This window comes from Methylophaga sp. UBA2689 (assembly GCA_002354555.1).
Lineage (GTDB): Bacteria > Pseudomonadota > Gammaproteobacteria > Nitrosococcales > Methylophagaceae > Methylophaga.
Map to the genome: position 1 here is coordinate 19,296 of DELT01000101.1, position 19,822 is coordinate 39,117.

The 19,822-nt window shown below is 43.5% G+C and carries 20 protein-coding genes; 16 read left to right on the forward strand and 4 right to left on the reverse strand.

The window, feature by feature from the left end:
- Positions 1-252 precede the first annotated feature (252 nt).
- The 4 genes from B3M51_RS12805 to B3M51_RS12820 all read left to right on the forward strand — a co-directional run bounded on the left by B3M51_RS12805 (position 253) and on the right by B3M51_RS12820 (position 5,324).
- Positions 253-1,035: a zinc-dependent peptidase gene (locus B3M51_RS12805; RefSeq protein ID WP_292759715.1), complete on the forward strand. Its 783-nt coding sequence runs from the start codon at positions 253-255 to the stop codon at positions 1,033-1,035.
- 364 nt (positions 1,036-1,399) lie between these two features.
- Complete coding sequence (locus tag B3M51_RS12810) at positions 1,400-2,386, forward strand: GGDEF domain-containing protein (RefSeq protein ID WP_292759717.1); 987 nt, start codon at positions 1,400-1,402, stop codon at positions 2,384-2,386.
- 193 nt (positions 2,387-2,579) lie between these two features.
- Positions 2,580-4,580: a primary-amine oxidase gene (locus B3M51_RS12815; protein WP_292759719.1), complete on the forward strand. Its 2,001-nt coding sequence runs from the start codon at positions 2,580-2,582 to the stop codon at positions 4,578-4,580.
- 9 nt (positions 4,581-4,589) lie between these two features.
- Positions 4,590-5,324 carry a cytochrome c oxidase assembly protein gene (locus B3M51_RS12820; RefSeq protein ID WP_292759721.1) on the forward strand — a complete coding sequence of 245 codons (735 nt, stop codon included), beginning with the start codon at positions 4,590-4,592 and terminating at the stop codon, positions 5,322-5,324.
- Here B3M51_RS12820 and B3M51_RS12825 read toward each other — a convergent pair.
- From B3M51_RS12825 to B3M51_RS12840, 4 genes are all read right to left on the reverse strand, one after another.
- On the reverse strand, positions 5,280-6,236 hold the full coding sequence (locus tag B3M51_RS12825; RefSeq protein WP_292759723.1) for a helix-turn-helix domain-containing protein: 957 nt from the start codon (positions 6,234-6,236) through the stop codon (positions 5,280-5,282). The genes B3M51_RS12820 and B3M51_RS12825 overlap by 45 nt on opposite strands.
- Before the next feature lie 296 nt (positions 6,237-6,532).
- Complete coding sequence (locus tag B3M51_RS12830) at positions 6,533-7,261, reverse strand: copper resistance protein B (RefSeq protein ID WP_292759725.1); 729 nt, start codon at positions 7,259-7,261, stop codon at positions 6,533-6,535.
- Positions 7,248-8,948 (reverse strand): copper resistance system multicopper oxidase, encoded by a 1,701-nt coding sequence (locus tag B3M51_RS12835; protein WP_292759727.1) that lies wholly within the window; start codon positions 8,946-8,948, stop codon positions 7,248-7,250. Before B3M51_RS12835 ends, B3M51_RS12830 begins: the two co-directional genes overlap by 14 nt.
- Positions 8,949-9,005: 57 nt before the next feature.
- Positions 9,006-9,365 (reverse strand): hypothetical protein, encoded by a 360-nt coding sequence (locus tag B3M51_RS12840; protein WP_292759729.1) that lies wholly within the window; start codon positions 9,363-9,365, stop codon positions 9,006-9,008.
- A gap of 120 nt (positions 9,366-9,485) precedes the next feature.
- On the opposite strand from B3M51_RS12840, the gene B3M51_RS12845 reads away from it, so the two are divergent.
- The 12 genes from B3M51_RS12845 to B3M51_RS12900 all read left to right on the forward strand — a co-directional run bounded on the left by B3M51_RS12845 (position 9,486) and on the right by B3M51_RS12900 (position 19,466).
- Positions 9,486-9,758, forward strand: coding sequence for a type II toxin-antitoxin system RelE/ParE family toxin (locus tag B3M51_RS12845; protein ID WP_292759731.1), 273 nt, complete (start codon positions 9,486-9,488; stop codon positions 9,756-9,758).
- Positions 9,759-10,038: 280 nt separating this feature from the next.
- Positions 10,039-10,353: a HigA family addiction module antitoxin gene (locus B3M51_RS12850; RefSeq protein ID WP_292759733.1), complete on the forward strand. Its 315-nt coding sequence runs from the start codon at positions 10,039-10,041 to the stop codon at positions 10,351-10,353.
- A gap of 137 nt (positions 10,354-10,490) precedes the next feature.
- Entirely contained in the window at positions 10,491-10,586 is a 96-nt protein-coding gene (locus B3M51_RS12855) for a hypothetical protein (protein ID WP_292759735.1), read from the forward strand.
- Between the two features lie 79 nt (positions 10,587-10,665).
- Entirely contained in the window at positions 10,666-11,067 is a 402-nt protein-coding gene (locus tag B3M51_RS12860; RefSeq protein ID WP_292759737.1) for a GFA family protein, read from the forward strand.
- A complete protein-coding gene (locus tag B3M51_RS12865; RefSeq protein WP_292759739.1) occupies positions 11,030-11,362 on the forward strand; it encodes a HigA family addiction module antitoxin in 333 nt (110 codons plus the stop codon). The genes B3M51_RS12860 and B3M51_RS12865 overlap by 38 nt, the downstream gene beginning before the upstream one ends.
- A gap of 147 nt (positions 11,363-11,509) precedes the next feature.
- Entirely contained in the window at positions 11,510-12,595 is a 1,086-nt protein-coding gene (locus B3M51_RS12870) for a M23 family metallopeptidase (protein WP_292759741.1), read from the forward strand.
- A 144-nt stretch (positions 12,596-12,739) separates the two neighbouring features.
- Complete coding sequence (locus B3M51_RS12875) at positions 12,740-13,450, forward strand: alpha/beta hydrolase (protein ID WP_292759743.1); 711 nt, start codon at positions 12,740-12,742, stop codon at positions 13,448-13,450.
- Positions 13,451-13,887: 437 nt separating this feature from the next.
- Positions 13,888-14,673, forward strand: coding sequence for a hypothetical protein (locus B3M51_RS12880; RefSeq protein ID WP_292362491.1), 786 nt, complete (start codon positions 13,888-13,890; stop codon positions 14,671-14,673).
- 218 nt (positions 14,674-14,891) lie between these two features.
- A complete protein-coding gene (locus B3M51_RS12885) occupies positions 14,892-17,321 on the forward strand; it encodes an SIR2 family NAD-dependent protein deacylase (protein WP_292759745.1) in 2,430 nt (809 codons plus the stop codon).
- Positions 17,322-17,525: 204 nt separating this feature from the next.
- Positions 17,526-18,230, forward strand: coding sequence for an NYN domain-containing protein (locus tag B3M51_RS12890; RefSeq protein WP_292479664.1), 705 nt, complete (start codon positions 17,526-17,528; stop codon positions 18,228-18,230).
- A gap of 64 nt (positions 18,231-18,294) precedes the next feature.
- A complete protein-coding gene (locus tag B3M51_RS12895; RefSeq protein WP_292759747.1) occupies positions 18,295-18,870 on the forward strand; it encodes an antibiotic biosynthesis monooxygenase in 576 nt (191 codons plus the stop codon).
- 86 nt (positions 18,871-18,956) lie between these two features.
- Complete coding sequence (locus B3M51_RS12900) at positions 18,957-19,466, forward strand: DUF6653 family protein (protein WP_292759749.1); 510 nt, start codon at positions 18,957-18,959, stop codon at positions 19,464-19,466.
- Positions 19,467-19,822: the final 356 nt, after the last annotated feature.

Below are 19,822 nucleotides of genomic sequence, written 5' to 3' on the forward strand. Positions count from 1 at the left end.
ACCAGACCTCATAAACCGTTTTATTTATAGACAGAAAAAACTATGCAAGGTAAAAAGTTTAAAGACAAGTTACAAAGAGCAATGATTTTTTTCATTGTAATAGGAGCACTTTTTGTTATTGCCTTTACTTTCTATCACGGATTTTTAAAGTTCACTGAGATTTTAAATCTTAAATAACCTGACCCTTTATTCCTGCATCATATTTATGCTTTTTAAATCTGATAATTGCTTTGTTAGCAGAGAGGCATAAACATGTTTAAGCGTTTGCGTGACTGGATCGAAGCCCGGCGTATTAAAAAGATGGGGTTTACCACCGACCAATGGGAGTCAGCGATTGCCGACTGGCCAGTGATGGAACGTTATCAAGGTGCTGAGCGTGATGCCCTTCGAGAGATGACTTTTCGCCTGCTTGCTCGGAAAAACGTGCTCTCTGGGGCTGATTTTCAATTTACCGACGGGATGTGCCTGAAATTCGCAACCATGGCTTGCGTACCTATTTTGCATCTTGGTCTTCACTGGTATGACCATTGGAAGACCATCATTCTGTACGAAGGGGACTTTGTCCCAAATCGGCCTTATCGAACTGACGACGGAGTTGTGCATCCCAGAAGTCCTGGCCTGAGTGGCGAAGCCTGGGAACGCGGCCCGGTAATTTTATCGTGGCAGGCCATTTGCCAAAGTGGTGGAAATTCACGTCATGGAAAAGCTAGTAATGTGGTCATTCACGAGTTGGCACATAAGATCGATATGCTGCGTGATGGCGCCAATGGAGCACCGCCGATGCATCCTGATATGCGCCCTGGCGAATGGCACGATATATTTACCGCAGCATGGGACCGATTGGAAAATGATTTGCAACATCATCGGTCATTACCCGTGGATGATTATGCGTTAACCAGTCCAGCAGAATTTTTTGCTGTATGCAGTGAGGCCTTTTTTGAGTCGCCTGAAATCATGAAGGAAAAGATGCCAAAAGTTTATGGTTTGTTATGCCAGTTTTATCGTCAGCAACCGGTAGCGGTTTCCAGCAAGTAATCTCATTTTGTATTGATATAAATAGTTAGGAACAGCAATTATGCGTTCCTTACACGAAGCATGGAAACGAGCTCAACATCTGTTGAGCGATGGCTGGCTAAACTATTCCATCAACCAAACCTGATGCGTGTCTGCACCTTTGCTTTGAGTAGGTGATATGTTCATCATCGAATATGACATATTATGTAGCAATTACTCGATTCATGACTTTAAACACATCGAATGTTTCAGTTTGTATTAGAAAAAGGACATTCCGACACGTTTATCAGTAGAATCAGAAGCTACATGATGCGGAGTAGTCGTAATGTGGACAACAAACATTTTGATGGTATTAAGACATCATAAATATGTCGAGTTACGTTAAGTGACAACTTATTCAAAGACCTTGATACAGGAATCACCGATTCGGGTGAAAACCATTGTCGGGGTGGCGGTGGTGGTCTTTGTTTTTCTCATGCCTTTTTCACTCTATAACTTTTTTCAGGAAAAATATATTTTAGGAACGGGATCATTGTCCGTGGTCTTGCTTATGGCCATCAATGCCTGGAACTGTTGGCATGGTCGCTATTATCCTTTTTTGATATTGATTGGCTTGGCACCCATCATTGTTATTTTCCTGGGTTTCGCTATTTATCAGCAGGGTCTGATTGGTTTGTTATGGTGTTACCCGGCAGTGATTTCCTTTTATTTCATGTTGCCGGAACGTTACGCCTGGGGAGCAAACATTGTTTTACTGGCGATGTCATTGCCAATGTCATGGTTGTTTTTAGATGCCGAACTGGCATCGAGGGCGACCGCCACATTGCTTTGTGTCAGTGCCTTTGCCGTGATTTTTGTTCGGGTGATCAGTATCCAGCAAAATGAATTACATGACCTGGCCATGACCGATTCGTTAACCGGGCTGTCCAACCGCGTGCAGTTACACGGCTCGCTGGAACAAGCTGTACAAATGTATGAGCGTCATGTGATTCCAATGACGTTGATTTCATTAGATCTGGATAACTTCAAGAAGATTAATGACACGTTGGGGCATGATGCTGGTGATGATGTTCTGCGAGGTATTGGCAAACTACTGCAAAAGCGTATTCGGCGCTCTGACAAAGTCTTTCGTCTGGGGGGCGAGGAATTTCTGATCCTGCTTTATGAAACTGACGCAAAAGAGGGGTTCCTGGTGGCAGAGGAGTTGCGTAAGAAGATCGAATCGATGCAATTGTTACCGGATCGAAGCGTGACAACCAGTCTTGGTATTGCCACATTGCAGCCAAACGAAAATTGGCGTGATTGGATGAAACGCAGTGATGACAATATGTATCGTGCAAAAAAACAAGGTCGCAACCGCGTGGTGACCTGATAAGGCCTGTTTTACAAACGGGTCTGTTGTTTTCAAAGCATTGTAATCAACGTTTTTTCATGGCTCATGGAAAAATCGAAATAGATTTTTTAGTTTTTCATAATTAACTAAATCGACTTTTGCCAGTTTGTGATACTGCTGATTTTTGAAGTGACTAGTATGGATTGAGAAACGTCATTCCATCGAGGTCGCTATGAATACTCAATTACATACATCCTACAAACCGGAAACCACACCCGGTATTAAACCTACCCACCCGTTAGATCCACTGACGCTTGAAGAGCTGGCTGAAGCCACATTACTGCTGAGAAAGGAGAAACAACTCAGCACGTCGTGTCGTTTTCCCTATCTGCAACTGGATGAGCCTGACAAAGCCGAAGTGCTGGCATTTGAGGCTGGTAAAGCCTTTTCACGTAAAGCCTTTGCGGTGGTGCTGGATAAAGCGACAGGATTAATCCACGAAGCAAAAATCGATCTGATTGCTGAGCAGATTACCGGGTGGAAACAGCTGGACTCGGAAGTCAGCGGTCAGCCGCCGATAATGATTGAAGAGTTTTTCAGCTGCGTGGATATTGTGCAGGCAGATGAAGGCTTCCTGGCGGCGGTAAGACGTCGTGGGTTAACCGACAAAGATATTGAGAATATTCAAATTGATCCCTGGTCATTTGGTTATTACGGCGATGATGAAAAATATCGTGGCCGCCGATTGATGCGCGGTGTGGCGTTTGTGCGGGATGAGATTGTTGATAACGGCTATGCCCGTCCGATTGAGGGCTTGATGGCGATTATTGATCTCAATGAAGAAAAGGTTATTGAGATCATTGATGACGGTATTAATACACCGGTGCCCAAAACCAAACGCAATTACGATACGCCTTCACTAGGCAAACCCCGAGAAGGTCTGAAACCGTTACATATCGTGCAACCGGAAGGCGTGAGTTTTTCGGTAGATGGCTGGAAGGTCGACTGGCAAAACTGGTCATTCCGGGTGGGGTATACCCCACGTGAAGGGTTGGTGTTGAATCAAATCAGCTATAAAGATGGAGAACGGGTTCGGCCCATAATTTATCGGGCGAGTATCAATGATATGGCGGTGCCGTATTCTGATACTGCCCTGAATCATTACTGGAAATGTGCCTTTGATGGCGGTGAATACGGACTGGGCCGAATGGCTAACCAACTCGAACTCGGTTGTGATTGTCTGGGGTCCATTCGCTATTTTGATATTCCTGCTGTGGATGATCAGGGGCTACCGTTTCTGATGAAAAATGCCGTATGTATGCATGAAGAGGATTACGGCACCTTATGGAAGCATTACGAATTCCGTAGCGAAACTTATGAAATGCGTCGCTCACGACGTCTGGTTATCAGCTTTTTCTGCACCGTGGGCAATTATGATTATGGCTTTTACTGGTATTTGTACCAGGACGGCACGATTCAGCAGGAAACAAAATTAACAGGCATTATCCAGACCAGTGGCATGGTGCCCGGTGATAAACCCAAATTTGGCGGCATTGTTACCCCTGAGATTTACGGACCCACACATCAACATTTCTTTAATGCCCGGCTACATATGATGTTGGATGGCGAAAATAACTCCGTGGTCGAAACCAACTTTTCACCAGCAGATCAGGATAGCGAAACCAATCCCTGGGGCAATGTATTTAAGACTGAAACAACCACTTTCAAAACTGAACTTGAAGCAACCCGTGAAGCCAATGGGGCTTCAGGGCGTTTTTGGAAAATCATTAACCCGAATCTGAAAAATTCAGTGGGCAATCCGCCGAGTTATAAACTGGTGGCAGAGCATAATCCGGTGATGCTGGCTGGGCCCAATAGTTATATTGGCAAACGGGCCGGTTTTGCCAGCAGGCATTTATGGGTGACGCCGTACGATCCAAATGAAATGTTTTGCTCAGGCATGTATCCCAACCAGAATAAAGGCGATGGTCTGCAATACTATGTAGCAAAAAATCGACCGATAGAAAACACCGATATTGTGGTCTGGCATACCTATGGCCACACCCATGTCTGTAAACCTGAAGATTTTCCAATCATGCCGGTGGAGTACGTTGGCTTTTCATTAAAACCCAACAACTTTTTTGACGGTAATCCGGCGATGGATCTTCCTAAAGATGTGGATAGTTATAGTGTTGATACTGCATCTGCGTCCAGCAGTTGTTGCTCTAAATAAGCTGATACGATGTTACTGACCGCAGTCGATCTGTTATGCAGCGTGATCTTTGTGATCACGCTGCATCAATGGGCATTGACCAATCAAATACTCAGCCGACCGTTGTTATTTATCGTTGGAAATGTGGTGTTTTTGAGCGGCATGCTACCGTGGTTTGACGCCTTGGCACGCTATTCAATCTGGTTGCACAGTGCCCAGAGTGTGATGGTGCATCATCTTGCACCATTATTATGGATCAGTGCTTTGCAACATCAATCAGCTCGCCCAGTCGCAAATACTGTCGTCGAATCACATTGGCCGTTCACATTATTAATGGGCGGTTTTGCCGTATTAACCTGGGTGTGGATGTTACCTGAGTTGCATCCGCTATTTATGCAAAGTGCATTGTTATATAGCGTAATGAAATGGCTGATGGCGTTAAGCGGTATAGCCTTGTGTTTAATGATGTTACGAAAGCATCAGCAAACAAGTTATTGGCAAAACCTGACACTGTTCACCGTGATCATGCCGTTAGTGGTGTGGGGAATGTTGATGTTGGTGTTTCCTAGTATGTATAGCGATACTCATTCAGGACCACACCATCACCATATGATGATGAACAATCTGCCAGATTGGCTGCAGCTTTCTTCGGTGGCCGATCAATATTTGGGTGGTCTGATATTTATATTAGCTGGATTAGCCTACTGGCAGACCGGAACATCAGGCATAAAGCTTACGAGTCATGCTCGGCGTTTCGCCAAATAAGCGGCGATATTCCTGCGAAAAATAACCCATATGAAAGAAGCCGTAATTGGCGGCGATATCAGTTATCGATAAGCCGGTTTGCAATAACTCACGCCGAGCAGCATTCAGTTTAACAGCCCGTAGATATTGCATCGGTGAGGTGCCGGTGGCTTTATGAAAACTGTAATTCAGCGTGCGATGCGGGATATGTAACGACTCACAAATATCCACCACGCTGGCACAACTGCCTTCGCTTGACGTCACATAATCATGACAGCGTTGCACAATATAGTTATGTTGATTGCCCAGTCTTTTGGGATGACTGATACCGGTTTCCTTTGTGTCGTATATGGCTAATACCATCAATATGATCTGATCTTCAATAGCTTTGATTTGTTGCTGGATTTGGTACTCTGATAATGCTGGGTTTTCGGAAATAGACGATAACTCCTGCAGAAAAAAGGCAAGGTGATGACGAAGCCGAGTTAACGTACAAGGATCCGTTTTCACTCCATGACTTTTATTAAACCCGATAAGACGTGAATAGGTTTCAGAACTAAGCAATTGACTTAAACGTTGTTGATCAACGGCGATGACGCTGTAATCCAATTCTGCGGGGCCCACAAAAGCGAAATCACTTTCATAGGGAAGCAAGGTCACCCCATCGGCCATAATCTGACGGGCCTGATCCGAGGTATCACTGGCATTCATATGATGAGGAATCATTAAACTGATTTTTCCGGTGGGCGTGTGAGTGTTCTGCACCACTTTTTGTTTCATTCGTTCACGAAATACCCGAACAGAATCCAGCTGGATATCTTCCAGAAAACCTTCAAACCTTCCTGAGCTTAACTGGGTGTATTCCTGCGGCCAGTTTTGTAGCGAATGGGCATGCTGATTCACATCATCAAATATAGCAGATTGACTGAACATAATGCATACACCTGTTAAGTCTAATAATCTGATGTATAAGCAAAAAATGCACCGTTCAAGTTTTAGATTGGTTTTATGACCAAACTGAAAAACGTAAACCAGTAATACCAACAGCTTTGAGCTGAAACTAAGAATTTTGGTGATTCAAACGGCATTAAACGAACGCAATGATTTTGCCCAAATTTAGAGCAAGTTTATTAATTAGGCTTCAATTTAGGTCAATCATAAGAAATGGTGAGATTAGAATGGCGTTCCCACGCAGAGCGTGGGAAGCAGTTTTTGACTTAATGAACGAATTAAAAAAGCAGTTTGATGCCTACCGAAGCAATCCAGTCTTCTTCACTTTCATCGGCATTTCTGGCAATGGACGCCGTTCGGCCGAATTTGCGTTCGTATTTTAGATCCAGATAAGGCACGACCTTACGAGTGATTTCATAAAACAGTTTGACGCCGATTTCGCCTTCACTTAAGCCTCGCCCTAATTCCTGGCGCTCCACATTCTGAGCAGTGAAATCCAGTTGATAATAGGGTTCAAAGCCAAAACGCTGGGTGAACAAAAGATGGTTTTTCTGTTTCAAGCGGGCACTGACATCACCATAATCACTGATAAACAGATGAGCCTGTGTTTCAAACAGATACGGTGCCAGACCATTAAAACCCAGCGTTAAATACCGAGTGGATTCAGGTTGGGTATCCACACGTAGACCCAGTTGGGCATCCCAAAAATCATGCACATTACGGCTATACAACGCCCAGATTTCACTTTGTTCCAACTTGCCTTTGTGACCTTCCAGTTCACCTTTAAGCCAGAGTTTGTGATAGTCCCCGCCGATCCAGCCATCCCATTCAATATGCGATTTATCACCTTCACTGCCACCACCATGTTGGGCTTCAAACCATAAGGCATGGAAGAGTTGTGATTCATGCTCGTGTCCATGGCCATCATAATTTTCATCGGCATGGCTGCTGGAGATAAACAGGCTCAACACGATGGATAAAAACACATTGGTTTTAGTGATGATCATGATGACCTCCCATATCGTGTTGAGCTGGTTGAGTGGCGGGCAAATCCTCTTCGTCATATTCAGCAACCACCACCGTAGACATCATGCCAGCAGACATGTGATAGAGCAGGTGACAGTGAAACGCCCATTCCCCCGGTTCATCAGCCGTCAGTAGCACGGAATATTCGGTGCCTGGCGCAACATTAACCGTGTGTTTGTTGGGTAATTTTTCACCCGGTTGACCATTTTCCAGCTGCACAAACATGCCATGCAGATGCATTGGATGCGCCATCATGGTTTCATTTTTAAAGATCAGCCGGACCCGTTCGCCATAATTAAGTTTGATGGGTTCAAACCCCGGGTCGCCGAACTTATGGCCATTTAACGTCCAGATAAACCGCTCCATCGTACCGCCCAGTGTCACCACAATTTCCCGTTCGGCAGGACGCAGATCGGTTTGTGTACCAAGTGCTCTTAAATCACTATATTCCAGTGCTTTATGACCTTCTGGTGTACTGGCATCGGCCCAGCCACTTTTCATTTCGGCTGGTTCATCTTGCTGCATGGCCTGATGATCAGCTCCATGCATATCGTGTCCACTATGATCCGTTGACTCAGATGATTGGCTCATCTGATGATCGCCGTGATCCATGTTATGACCCATATCGGCCATGGTTAATAAAGAACGCGGTCTATGGTCTGGAACCAGACCTTTCATACCAGCTCGTGGTGCTAAGGTGCCCAGAGCAAAGCCGGTACGATCAATAGATTCAGCCGCAATGGTGTAGGCCTGATCAGCCTGTGGTGTGACAATCACATCGTAGGTTTCGGCCACGGCAAAGCGGAATTCATCCACGGTGACCGGCTCTATATATTGCCCATCGGCCTGAATCACGGTCATTTGCAAACCCGGAATTCGCACGTCATACATCGACATGGCCGAGGCATTGATAAAACGTAATCGAACACGTTCACCCGCTTTAAAAAGCCCGGTCCAGTTCTGCTCATTGGTTTGCCCATTCACCAGAAACGCATCGTAACGAACATCCGCCAAATCGGTCGGTGACATTCGCATCTGACCCCAGGGGCGGACATCCTGCCAGGCCGAAGCTAAACCGTGCTCGCGTACTTCACTAAAAAAGTCGCCGACAGTACGTTGTGAATAATTGTAGTAATGCGGGCTTTTTTTGATGTTAGCTAGAATTTGCTGACCGGTTTCATTGCTGAAATCCGACAGTAACACCACATAATCATGGTCGGCTTGAACCACCGGCTCGTCCTTGGGGTAAATCACCAACGCGCCATAATGACCGTCCTGTTCCTGCAACTGACTATGGGCGTGATACCAGTAGGTGCCATTTTGGCGAAGCGGAAAACGATAGGTAAAGGTTTCACCGGGTTTGATAGCGTCATAACCACCCAGACCTGGGACACCGTCCATTTCAGGGGGCAGCAGTAATCCGTGCCAATGAACCGAAGTGGGCTCATCAAGTTTGTTCACCACATGGATAACCGCTTCATCCCCTTCGGTGAACTCCATGATCGGGCCCGGAATGCCACCATTTAAGGTAATGCGTTCAACGGTTTTACCAGTGATATTGACCGGTTCACGGTCTATGACCAGTGTGTATTCCGTAACGCCAGCAATGGCAGCGGTATGGAATATTGCGGCTGATAACAGCATCAGCCAGCGACTAACTTGTTTCATGAGATCTATCCTCAGTTAATTCGGGTAGGTATCAGAGATACCAAACAGAAAAGAGGATTAGCTGCGGGGAGGGCGTTCTAGTTTGGTGGGAGATTGGCTAACAAGCTGCTCGGCAGCAATGGTCAAGCGGCTTTGAGAATAGAGCGAAGCCATAAAAACAGGTTGAAAAACTAACACACCGGAAGCATGGCAATTCGCAGCGGCACACTGACAATGGTCACTGGCGCAATGCGAATTAGCATCGTGTTTTACTTGAGGTTCAGCAGCGGAATGACAATCATGCCCTTCATGCCCTTGCTCGCTCATTTCATGATGCACAGCCATATCATTATTATCTGCATGCGCAGCAGGCAGCAGCATCGACAGCATAAACAAGCCGATAAGCAAATAATGAAAAAGAGACTGTGATTTTGTCATCAACTAAATACCAATAAATTACGTTTGGTTAGACACAGAATAAGCGAAAAGTTTTTGTTGTGCCAAAATTCTAGCATAGTAACGCTTTACGTTAATAACGTTGTCCGTTACTATTGTCTCATGATCATATCGTACAAGTGTAAGGATACTGAGAAGCTGGCAAGCGGTCGCCGTGTCAGACGCTTTGTCAGTTTCGAGCGCGTTGCCTTGAGGAAATTTCGGCAACTTCAGGCTGCAAGCCTGCTCGATGATCTAAAAGTACCGCCCGGTAATATGTTGGAGCCATTGCATGGTGATCGCCAGGGTCAGTACAGCATTCGGATCAACAGGCAGTTCCGGGTTTGCTTCCGCTGGAGTAATGCCGGTGCGGAAGATGTCGAAATTGTTGATTAACTAGGGTCTGCTTATCTTTCAGAGCCCCCACTGCTGGAGGCTATTTTTTCGTTATTCAAGGCGGAAATGATGCGATGTAGTTGTTCTACATAAGTCATTTCCAACACCGTAGAGCGGAAAAATAGCTCCAGCCCTCCGGGTTGAGGCTGAAAATCTACCACTCGGCGTTGCTCGTCATTTATTTAGCGATACTAAACTGCATTTCTCGCGCCTTAATTGGTATATTTTCAGTCTCAACAGAGGCGGCTATGAAAGTTAAACAGACCCTTGGAGGTAAGCAATGCGAAACATTGAAGCTGTAACGCCAGGCGAATTACTGAAAGAGGAGTTTCTTAAGCCAATGGGAATCTCTCAATATCGCCTAGCTAAAGAAATTGGGGTTCCTGCTCAGAGAATCGGCCAGATTATTGCTGGAAACCGTTCTATAACGGCAGACACAGACCTGCGACTTTGTCGCTTTTTTGGTTTATCTAATGGCTACTGGTTGCGAGCTCAGGCTGCATACGACACTGAGATTGCGGCAGATGCATTGGAGGATAAGTTGAAGCATATTCGTCCGTGGAGTGCTGTATCAGAAATCGGGCATGGGGCATAAGCAACGGCTTAACAATGACTCTATACTCGAGTTTTTAAACAGACCTTAAATTTATTGAAAATGAGTAATGAAACCTTAAGCGCGGAAGAGCTTGGTAACAAGCTACTTCAATCAGTCAAAGACTTGATGAAGATACCGTGGAGTATTTCAAGAATCTCGCTGAAGAGAAGAACTTCCCTTATCAGAGCCTTATTAATCTCTATTTGCGTGACTGTGCTCAATCACATAAATAGTTAAAGATTGAGTGGCAATAATTATTATGAGGACAATGGCTACCTCAATATGCTTTTGAGTATTTAAAAGAGAAATATTATGAGTTTAAAAGGAAGTTGTCTCTGCGGTGGTATCCGCTACGAGATTGATGGTGAGCTGAGCCCCGCAATGTTCTGCCACTGCAGTATCTGCCGGAAGTCTAATGGATCCGCTTTCGCATTAAATGCTCCAGTTAAGGCCTCTGATTTCAATTTGTTGGTAGGGGAGAATCTTTTACGTAGTTATTCTTCGTCAGAAGATGCCAAGCGCTTTTTCTGTGAAACGTGTGGTTCCCCAATATACAGTCAGCGTATCTCTATGCCGGAAATTTTGCGGCTTCGAGTAGGAACTTTGGATGATGACATCGCAATAGAAAAGGCATGCCATATTTTTGTCGCGAGTAAAGCCGCATGGGATGACATTCATGATGATTTACCTCAATTTTCAGAACGCCCCACGTAAAAATGACTATGCCAACCCTCCACATCCTGGTGAGTTCATCATGGCAACGTATATGGAGCCTTACGGGCTGAGTTGTCGCTATCTTGCCGAGCAACTGGATGTATCTCCGTCTACTTTAAATCGAGTTTTAAAGCAGCAGAGCGGAGTAAGCCCCGAAATGGCACTGCGCCTTTCAAAATCGCTTGGCCGAACTCCTCAAAGTTGGCTTGCCATGCAAGATACCTATGACCTTTGGCAGGCGGGCAAGAGTATCAAGCTCGATAGAGTTCACAAGGTCGAACTAACTGCTGCATAACCATCAAAACCAATCAGCCGAAGCCGTTTCCTTACATCCTCTCGTAATCCTTGTGAATGGAATCAATTTAACCTCAATCATATCGCCTACGAGCTTTCCACCTTAGAGTGGTCATATCAATAATCTATTAAAGAGATGAACGTTGGTATGAGTGATCCGTCCAAACAAACTGATAACGAGCAAACGCCTGAGCCTGACAATGCCCAGACAGAAAACGAAAGCGTTGATCAGTCTCAACTAAATCCAAAGAAACGAATCAAACGATCCTGGGTTCTGTTTAGCGTGCTAGTGTTACTCGTCGTTCTTCTCACAATGCGTGATGACCTGCGACAGAATGCAATAGAAAGCAGTGAAAACGCAGTCCGATACGTTGCTTTCGATATTCTTGGCTGGTCACCAAGAGATATTTTTATCTGGCGTTTGCGAGTGACTGGATTGTTAGATAGCCCATTGGGGCAGCGTTGGGCAGAAGCTGTGGATCTTGCAGGTGAACAGCCAGTACAAGCTGGTCGCCAGTACCGCACAACCGAATTCTTTGCCAGTGATGAAGTTGAGGCACATGTTTATCAGGTGACGCTTGAGCGAGGCGAAAAGCTGATATGGGAGTTCTCACGACTGGATAGTGCTGAAAGTAGGCTTTACGCCAGCCTGGAGCGGCGCGAAAAAAATGCTCAAGAATGGTCAACTGTTACAGAACTGGATGCAGATGACTCCACTAATAGTCAGGTTGTCTCCAAAGCTGGCGATTACCGCATTGTTCTCCAACCAGAGTTATTTGCCAGTGCCGAATATTTATTGGCAATGGCTAATGGCGGTTCATTATCGTTCCCGGTAGAAGGCGCAGCACAGCGTGAAATAGGCAGCTTCTTTGGTGTTGATCGTGATGGCGGTGCCCGAAAGCATCATGGCGTGGATATCTTTGCAGAAAAGGGAACACCCGTAACCGCAGTGATTGATGGCTATGTTCGAACCGGTACAAGTGCCAGAGGCGGCGAACACGTCTGGCTATCAGGCAGCATGATTGGATTCGGCAGTGCTCGTTATTATTACGCCCATCTGGATTCATTCGCTGTTGAATCCGGCGACAGGGTTAAAAGAGGCGACATACTTGGATATGTCGGCAACACCGGCAATGCTATTACCACGCCACCGCATCTTCATTTTGGTATTTATTCAGGCGGGCCGGTTGATCCAGCACCGTTTCTAAAACCAGAGCCGGAGTTACCAGACTAAAGGAGGATGAATCATATGGTTAACCTCAAAACATATTTATCTGTTTTATTGCTTGTCCTGCCAAATTTCGCATTTTCAGCTGATCGTGAAGCGACTGTATGTGGATGGTTCAAAGAGCGGTTGGTTTTTACCATGTGGAGTTCGATGGCTCCGAATCCTGATGCGTCCAGAGTTGCCGGAAACGACCTTATTCAGAGAACAGAATTTACTACCGCTGATGACAAAGTTCTAAAGGGTTACAAATATCAGGCACAAGATGAAAACGGCCTGGCAATGGAACCTGAAGGCTACATTCTGGTGGCGATGGGTAATGCCATGATAGCCGACCTGATGATTACGGCTTTAGAGCGGTTCTCTCAGCGGGGTTACGATATCTATATCTATGATTACCGTGGCTACGGCGAGTCACAAGGCAAACGCAGAATTAACGCCATCATCGAAGATTACAAAGAATTAGTGGCTCATCTGAACACACAGTATGAGAAACAACTGCTTTATGGGATTTCACTTGGCGGTGCGGTTATGGCAAATGTAATCGGAAGTGGAGCGCAGTATGATCGCGCAGTGATTGACTCCAGCCCAAGCAGATTGTCACCTCACGGCTGTCCAGAGCGTATTGATCCCGTAGAAAATATTCCAGATGATGCGAAAAATATCTTGGTCATAACGGGCGAAAAGGATTCTGTTCTTGGCCCCGACATGACCTCTGAGTTTAGAGAGCAGGCTGAACAAAAAGGGGCGAATGTTTATATCGGCTCGAATTATGCCCACCCTTTTATGGACAGCAGCCATGAAATTCACAATGAACGATTAAATCGGGTGATTAATTTTCTGGATGGTAGTGAAGGTAATTGATAGCGGATTACTCTTTTTCCACTTTATGAACCAGAGCCAATATTACCTGTTCGCTAAGCATCCGATAGAGCAACTAAATCTGATTAATCAACTCCTAATAACTTACTGAATTTGCCAGCCATTCAAATCTGTGAAATATTCGACCTACTACATCCGCAATGGATTGGAAAAATGGAAATCAGGTTATGGAAAACACACTGTCCCAAACAACATCAAATAAATCCAGCTTGATTTATCGAGTGTTATTTGGACAAGCTTCTTTTATTGAGAACATCATCCAAATACATAGAATAAATCACTACAAAACCAACCACCGATGTTGGAAAGTTTTGACTTGTCTCGCATTAAAAGTCCGTAGCCTAATAAGGGTCAACCTCACCATTAGCATGCTTCTATATTTTGGTGAAACTGAGAGTATCCCTAAAAAGGGATGAGTTTTGGCTGAGCTAAAAGTTAAATTTCGATATCAACATGGTACTGCTGACACTGGCAGGTTGGATTTATATAACGCTTCTGTTGCACTAAGTGGTATCGCTAGAGCAACGTCTATAGTTACTCATGCATATTTAAACGGTGAGGTTAGGTCCCACGGTGAAGCAGCCCATGGCGCAGAGTTTTATATCAATACTCCCAAAAGAGGGAGCTTCACATATGAGGCTGTGATTTGGGTTGCAGGAGCAATCTCCGGAGGCGTTTTTTATGATTTTGTTAAATACTCCTTCAATGAGGCAGTGGGCAAAATTTCGCAAAATGATCAAATGTCTAGGCAATTAGCTCGGCGCATAGAGCCAACTATAGAAGAACTACCTGCTGTTCTTGAATCTCCTCTATCGGATATGCATAGACCTATTCGAAAAGAACCTGTGATGGTAATGGATGTTACAAAACCGCGTGGAGAAAAGATTGTTTCTTTTGATTCTGATACAGCTCTTTATTTACTGCCTCATACGGTACCTGCTCCGCATCAAATTATTGGGAACGTAACCAAATACAACAATATAACGGGCTGGGGTCGTTTTTTTGACAGGTTAGAAGCACGAACCATCTCTTTTAATATCAGCTTAAAGAGTCCAGAGGCTCAAAGAGAATTGATAACGTGGTCTCAGCACGAGAATAACAGAGGCAATGAAGGGCTTCTTTATCTAAAAGCAGATGCAGTAATTACGCCGAATGACATAATTAAAAGGTACATAGTAAAAGAGGTGAGTCATACACCAATTTAAAAAAAGGCGGTCAAATTTGTTCCATGTAGGCCTGAGCATATTTGGAGCGAATTTAAAAACTAACAAATTTTTAGTTTTTACACTGACACTAAATTACTTAGGGGCATTGTAGAACTAACCAATTTGAGTTTTTAGACTGACTCTAAATTATTTTTTAAATGGATTAGAGAAATAGAAATCAAGTTGGCTGTCCCCTTGAATTTTAAAATAGGATTTATATGAGCATTTCTTTATCAAACATGATTGAAGCGATTGACCCTGTAACTACAGTATTGTTTTTCGGTTCCGGATCATCTATACCGTCGGGAGCGCCCAGCGTCAAAAAAATTATTGAGCGGGTTGGTCATGATTTTAATATTAATACTGAGGGATTCTCATTAACTGAAATTGCTAGTCTCACCGAAACAAGAAGATCCAGAAAAGAATTAATAGGTTGTTTAAGGACAATGTTTGGCAAAATTAACGTTACAGGCTCTATGTTGAATTTGCCGCTCTACAGTTGGAGAAATATCTACACCACTAACTACGATAAACTGGTTGAGCAGTCATATGAAAAGAAAGGGAAACCTTTATCAGTTATATCCTCGAATTATGATTTTAGAGAACAAAAATACCCAGAGGCAACCAAGTTATATAAATTGCATGGATGTATTGATAAGGATGTTTCAGACGGAAATCAAAGTAGGATAATAATATCCGAAGCTGACTATGATAATACTTCTGAATATAGAGAGTTCTTGTGGGATGCATTTAAGAACGATCTTAATGGTGGAAGTATAGTAATTATTGGCTATTCTCTCGCAGACCCGCATATTAAAGAAATTGTCGATAGAGCTATTTCAAATAACAATAAGTCATACTCTCCGGCCACCATCAACTTATTGTTATACACACAAGATGAAGATAGAGCTCTTCTGCTTGAGCGCAGAGGGGTTAAAGTTGCTTTTGGAAGTGTTGATGACTTTTTTATTGAGTTGCGAAAGAAATCAGCTCCTAGCTCTCTTGTTTATCAATCTACCGGTGACCCTCTAGATAATTACAGTGCTCTTCAGCCAGTAACGCTAAAGGTTGAAGACGAATTAAGAAATATTGATAAAAATGTAAGTGCAATGTTTCAGGGATGGCCAGCGACATATTCAGATATAAAAGCACAATTAACTTTTGACCGAACAATTATTAAAAAACTGGAATCTTCAATCAATGATGATTCCAAATTAATAAATTGTCTATTGGGCGCAAGCGGGATGGGTAAAAGTACCTCAGCTAGGATGGTAGTACTCAGGCTTAAAGATGTTGGGTATCACTGTTGGGAGCACAAGGGAATTCACAAATTACTTTTCGAAGAGTGGCGTTCAGTTGCAAATATTTTAAAGGATAGGAAAGAGCGGGGAATACTGTTTGTTGATGATGCTCATAATCATTTATTTGAAATAAATAATTTAATTGATTTACTGTCTACAGATGAAAATTTTCATCTGAAAATTCTTGTTACATCCACAAGAAATCATTGGTATCCAAGAATTAAAACTCCGAATATGTTTCTCAAAGGGAAGGATTTTATATTAAAGAAATTGGAAGAAGTTGAAGTTGAAGGTCTTTTATCCCTAGTAGAGTCTCATGCTGAATTACAACCTTTAATCGAAAACAGTTTCTCAGGATTCTCAAGAACAGAGCGTAAGAGAAGGCTTGTTGCAAAGTGTGAGTCGGATACATTTGTATGTTTAAAGAACATCTTTGCTTCAGAGCAATTTGACGATATTGTTCTGAGGGAATACGCCGAGTTAGATGAAAATTTGCAAAATATATACAGACTAGTATCGGCAATGGAAAGCGCTGGTGTAAATGTTCATAGACAACTAGTAATAAGACTTCTAGGAATATCCTCTCAGGCGGTATCAGCTTCTCTTGTAAACTTGGTTGACATTATTCACGAATATACGATAAGCGAACGCGAAGGAATATATGGCTGGCGCGGACGGCATCCCGTAATCACTGACATTATTGCCAAGTACAAAATGTCTGATGAAGCGGAATACTTTAAATTATTTGAACTCGTCATCGACAATATAATTCCAACCTACGATGTAGAAATTAGAACAATAAAACAATTATGCTCATTTGATGTAGGTATAAGCCGTTTCCCAGATAAGCACATGAGAAATAAGCTTTTAAGAAAGATGATTTCAAAAGCTCCAGGAGAGCGTGTTCCTAGGCATCGGCTAATACGTTATTTAATTGATGTAAATGAGCTGGAAAAAGCAGAAACAGAAATTAGATTGTTTGAAAATGATTTCAGAACCGATGGGCCTCTTGAGAGATTTAAAATTGTTCTTTTATTGGCTCGGGCTGAAAAGGCTAGTGGGATACTTAGTGAAGATCGCATAGCTATTCTTGAGATGGCAAGGGAAAAAGCAGTGAAGGCTATTGATCGATATAAAAATAACAAAAATATATTAAAAACTTATTGTGATGTTGGTTTAGAAATATACAAAAAGACTAATGATTCAAGTGTATTTGATGATTCTATGCAGCAACTTAGGGACGCAGAGAAACGTATTGGTGACCCTGAAATTACGAACTCATTAATACAGTTCGAGCGGCAATACTCTTATCTTCAGTCACAAATATCAGAAGATGTTGATGGCTAAATAAAAGGGAACGCTTTTTTTCGATTATGGCATGGAAATCATAAAGATGTCAGTCAACTTGATCTATTTTTGAATGGAAAAGGGGACCAAAGGGGTCAGAGTCAATTGAAATAAATCCAGCCATCAGTGATAAAGTCGTCATAGAAATCTAATATCAATAGATAGCTAATCATCTACAAATCTATATTCGCTTGAGGTGCAAACATGGATGAACTAAAACAGAAAATCGCATTATTTATTGATGCTGATAATGCGCCCGCGAGTAAGTTTGAAGATGTTCTGAGCGAAGTCGCAAACTATGGTGTGGTGACTATTCGTAAGGCCTATGGCAACTGGAAGTCACCCACGCTCAAGGCTTGGGAAGATCTGTTGCATGAATATGCTATTCAACCTATCCAGCAATATGATTTAACCAAGGGGAAAAATGCGTCAGATATCGCATTGGTTATTGATGCGATGGATGTGATGTATACCAAGCAGATTGATGTGATGTGTTTTGTGTCATCCGATTGTGATTTTACGCCGATGGTGACTCGAGCTTTGGCTGAAGGCAAGGTTGTGTTGGGGTTCGGCGAACGGAAAACACCGTCGGCATTTGTTAATGCGTGCTCTAAGTTTCTGTTTCTGGATCAAGAAAAAGAAGTCACAAAAACAACGGTTAAGCCCAAGAACATTAAATCCGATACCAAACTGATTCATTTGCTGCGGCAGGCCATTGAGGCAACCGAAGATGAAGACGGCTGGGCAGCGCTTGGTCCTGTTGGATCAAATATTTCTAACAAGACCTCGTTTGATACCCGGAATTATGGCTTTAAGAATCTCAGCAGCTTGTTTAAAGCGATTGATTTATTTGAATTAAAACGTGGCACCGGTAATTCTTTTTTAGTGCGGAATGCACGTAATAAGTAAGACTAATGAAATCAAAGGGGAGGGTAGCCTTCCCTTGATGTACTAGATGTTTAGGAAGTGAGCAATGCAACAAAATCGTCTGGACCCTATAACCGAAGGCGCGACGGCAGTTATTACCCATCAGGTGGATAAGGATAAACATGCCGAATACGAAGAATGGTTAAATGAAATTTCCCCACATTGTAAAAGCTCGCCGGGGCATCTGGATCTGAACGTGATTCGGCCGATCGCCGGGTTGACTGAAACATATACGATTATTATTCGCTTCGATACCCAGTCACATTTACGTGGCTGGATGGAGTCTGCCAAACGCAATGAGTTGATCGCCAAAGTATCGCCATTGTTGGTGAAAGGCGACGATTTTTATATTAATAGCGGGTTGGATTTCTGGTTTACCCCGGAGCAAGCAAATACTAAAACGCCGGTTCGTTGGAAACAGGCTTTGGTTACCTGGTCAGCTATCTATCCGCTGGTGTTGCTATTGCCGTTTTTGCTGCCACCACTTCACAAGCTGGGACTGCCTGATAATCATTATCTGGATACCTTGATCATCACCGGTATTGCGGTTTTGCTGATGGTCTATGTGGTGATGCCGCGCTATACCAAGCTCATTCATGCATGGCTGTTTCGGGGCTGTTAGTTTTAGAGAAAGGACCTTGAAATCAAGGATCTTCAAATGCTAGCTATTTTACTCGAACCGGGTGATTAACCTATCGGTAATGTGAAATGACATTAGAACGCAAGATTGCCGGGCTTTTTAAGCTTGATGATGACAACTGGATGCGACATGCGAATCCAATCAGTGTCTGGACCCGATATTCTGTGCTTCCTGTTATCGTTCTCGCGTTCTGGAGTAGAGAGTGGATTGGCTGGTGGTGTTTGGTGCCAGGACTGGCATCGCTTCTGTGGCTATTTTTCAATCCAATCCTTTTCAAAAAGCCTAAATCTACCAAAAACTGGGCATCAAAGGCTGTTCTGGGAGAGCGTGTTTTTTTAAACCGGGATATTGTTCCGATACCGGGTAACCATAACACTCCGCTACACGCGATTCTTAATGGAATATCGTTTGTAGGCGTGTTGTTATCGATCTGGGCGACTGTCTATTTCTCGGTATGGGGCGCTGTGTTAGGTGTTGCATTGGCTTATCTTGGCAAGAGCTGGTACCTGGACCGAATGGTCTGGCTTTACGAAGATATGAAGGAAAAGAACGAGCTTTATCGTAGCTGGGAGTATTAGGGCTTGAATCAAGTCACGAGGACCACATTCCAGCTCTCTCCCTGATTACCAGGATTATTAACGCCATCAGCAGAATTAAACGAAATCTTCACTTCCAAAAAACCGATAGAAATATCGCCTTTTTCCTGAGTATCACCTCACGGAATATTATTAAATCTCTCCTTCGGCTAATCCACTAAAAAAGCCATCCAGCTCAAACTAGGTACCTATCCGGCCACTCCAGCTTGTATTGTCATTAAATGCTAGCTGAAGCTTAAATTATAAATTTTATTTATGCCGACCATAAATACTTATGTCTTTTATTTATTGCCGACCTGGTCTAAATTAAAAACACCAGAAATGACTGGTCATCAGTG

Coding starts and splice junctions, on each gene's coding strand:
- B3M51_RS12805 (WP_292759715.1), top strand. CDS start 253: ATGTTTAAGCGTTTGCGTGACTGGATCGAAGCCCGGCGTATTAAAAAG.
- B3M51_RS12815 (WP_292759719.1), top strand. CDS start 2,580: ATGAATACTCAATTACATACATCCTACAAACCGGAAACCACACCCGGT.
- B3M51_RS12820 (WP_292759721.1), top strand. CDS start 4,590: ATGTTACTGACCGCAGTCGATCTGTTATGCAGCGTGATCTTTGTGATC.
- B3M51_RS12825 (WP_292759723.1), bottom strand. CDS start 6,236: ATGTTCAGTCAATCTGCTATATTTGATGATGTGAATCAGCATGCCCAT.
- B3M51_RS12830 (WP_292759725.1), bottom strand. CDS start 7,261: ATGATCATCACTAAAACCAATGTGTTTTTATCCATCGTGTTGAGCCTG.
- B3M51_RS12835 (WP_292759727.1), bottom strand. CDS start 8,948: ATGAAACAAGTTAGTCGCTGGCTGATGCTGTTATCAGCCGCAATATTC.
- B3M51_RS12840 (WP_292759729.1), bottom strand. CDS start 9,365: ATGACAAAATCACAGTCTCTTTTTCATTATTTGCTTATCGGCTTGTTT.
- B3M51_RS12845 (WP_292759731.1), top strand. CDS start 9,486: ATGATCATATCGTACAAGTGTAAGGATACTGAGAAGCTGGCAAGCGGT.
- B3M51_RS12850 (WP_292759733.1), top strand. CDS start 10,039: ATGCGAAACATTGAAGCTGTAACGCCAGGCGAATTACTGAAAGAGGAG.
- B3M51_RS12860 (WP_292759737.1), top strand. CDS start 10,666: ATGAGTTTAAAAGGAAGTTGTCTCTGCGGTGGTATCCGCTACGAGATT.
- B3M51_RS12865 (WP_292759739.1), top strand. CDS start 11,030: ATGATGATTTACCTCAATTTTCAGAACGCCCCACGTAAAAATGACTAT.
- B3M51_RS12870 (WP_292759741.1), top strand. CDS start 11,510: ATGAGTGATCCGTCCAAACAAACTGATAACGAGCAAACGCCTGAGCCT.
- B3M51_RS12875 (WP_292759743.1), top strand. CDS start 12,740: ATGGCTCCGAATCCTGATGCGTCCAGAGTTGCCGGAAACGACCTTATT.
- B3M51_RS12885 (WP_292759745.1), top strand. CDS start 14,892: ATGAGCATTTCTTTATCAAACATGATTGAAGCGATTGACCCTGTAACT.
- B3M51_RS12890 (WP_292479664.1), top strand. CDS start 17,526: ATGGATGAACTAAAACAGAAAATCGCATTATTTATTGATGCTGATAAT.
- B3M51_RS12895 (WP_292759747.1), top strand. CDS start 18,295: ATGCAACAAAATCGTCTGGACCCTATAACCGAAGGCGCGACGGCAGTT.
- B3M51_RS12900 (WP_292759749.1), top strand. CDS start 18,957: ATGACATTAGAACGCAAGATTGCCGGGCTTTTTAAGCTTGATGATGAC.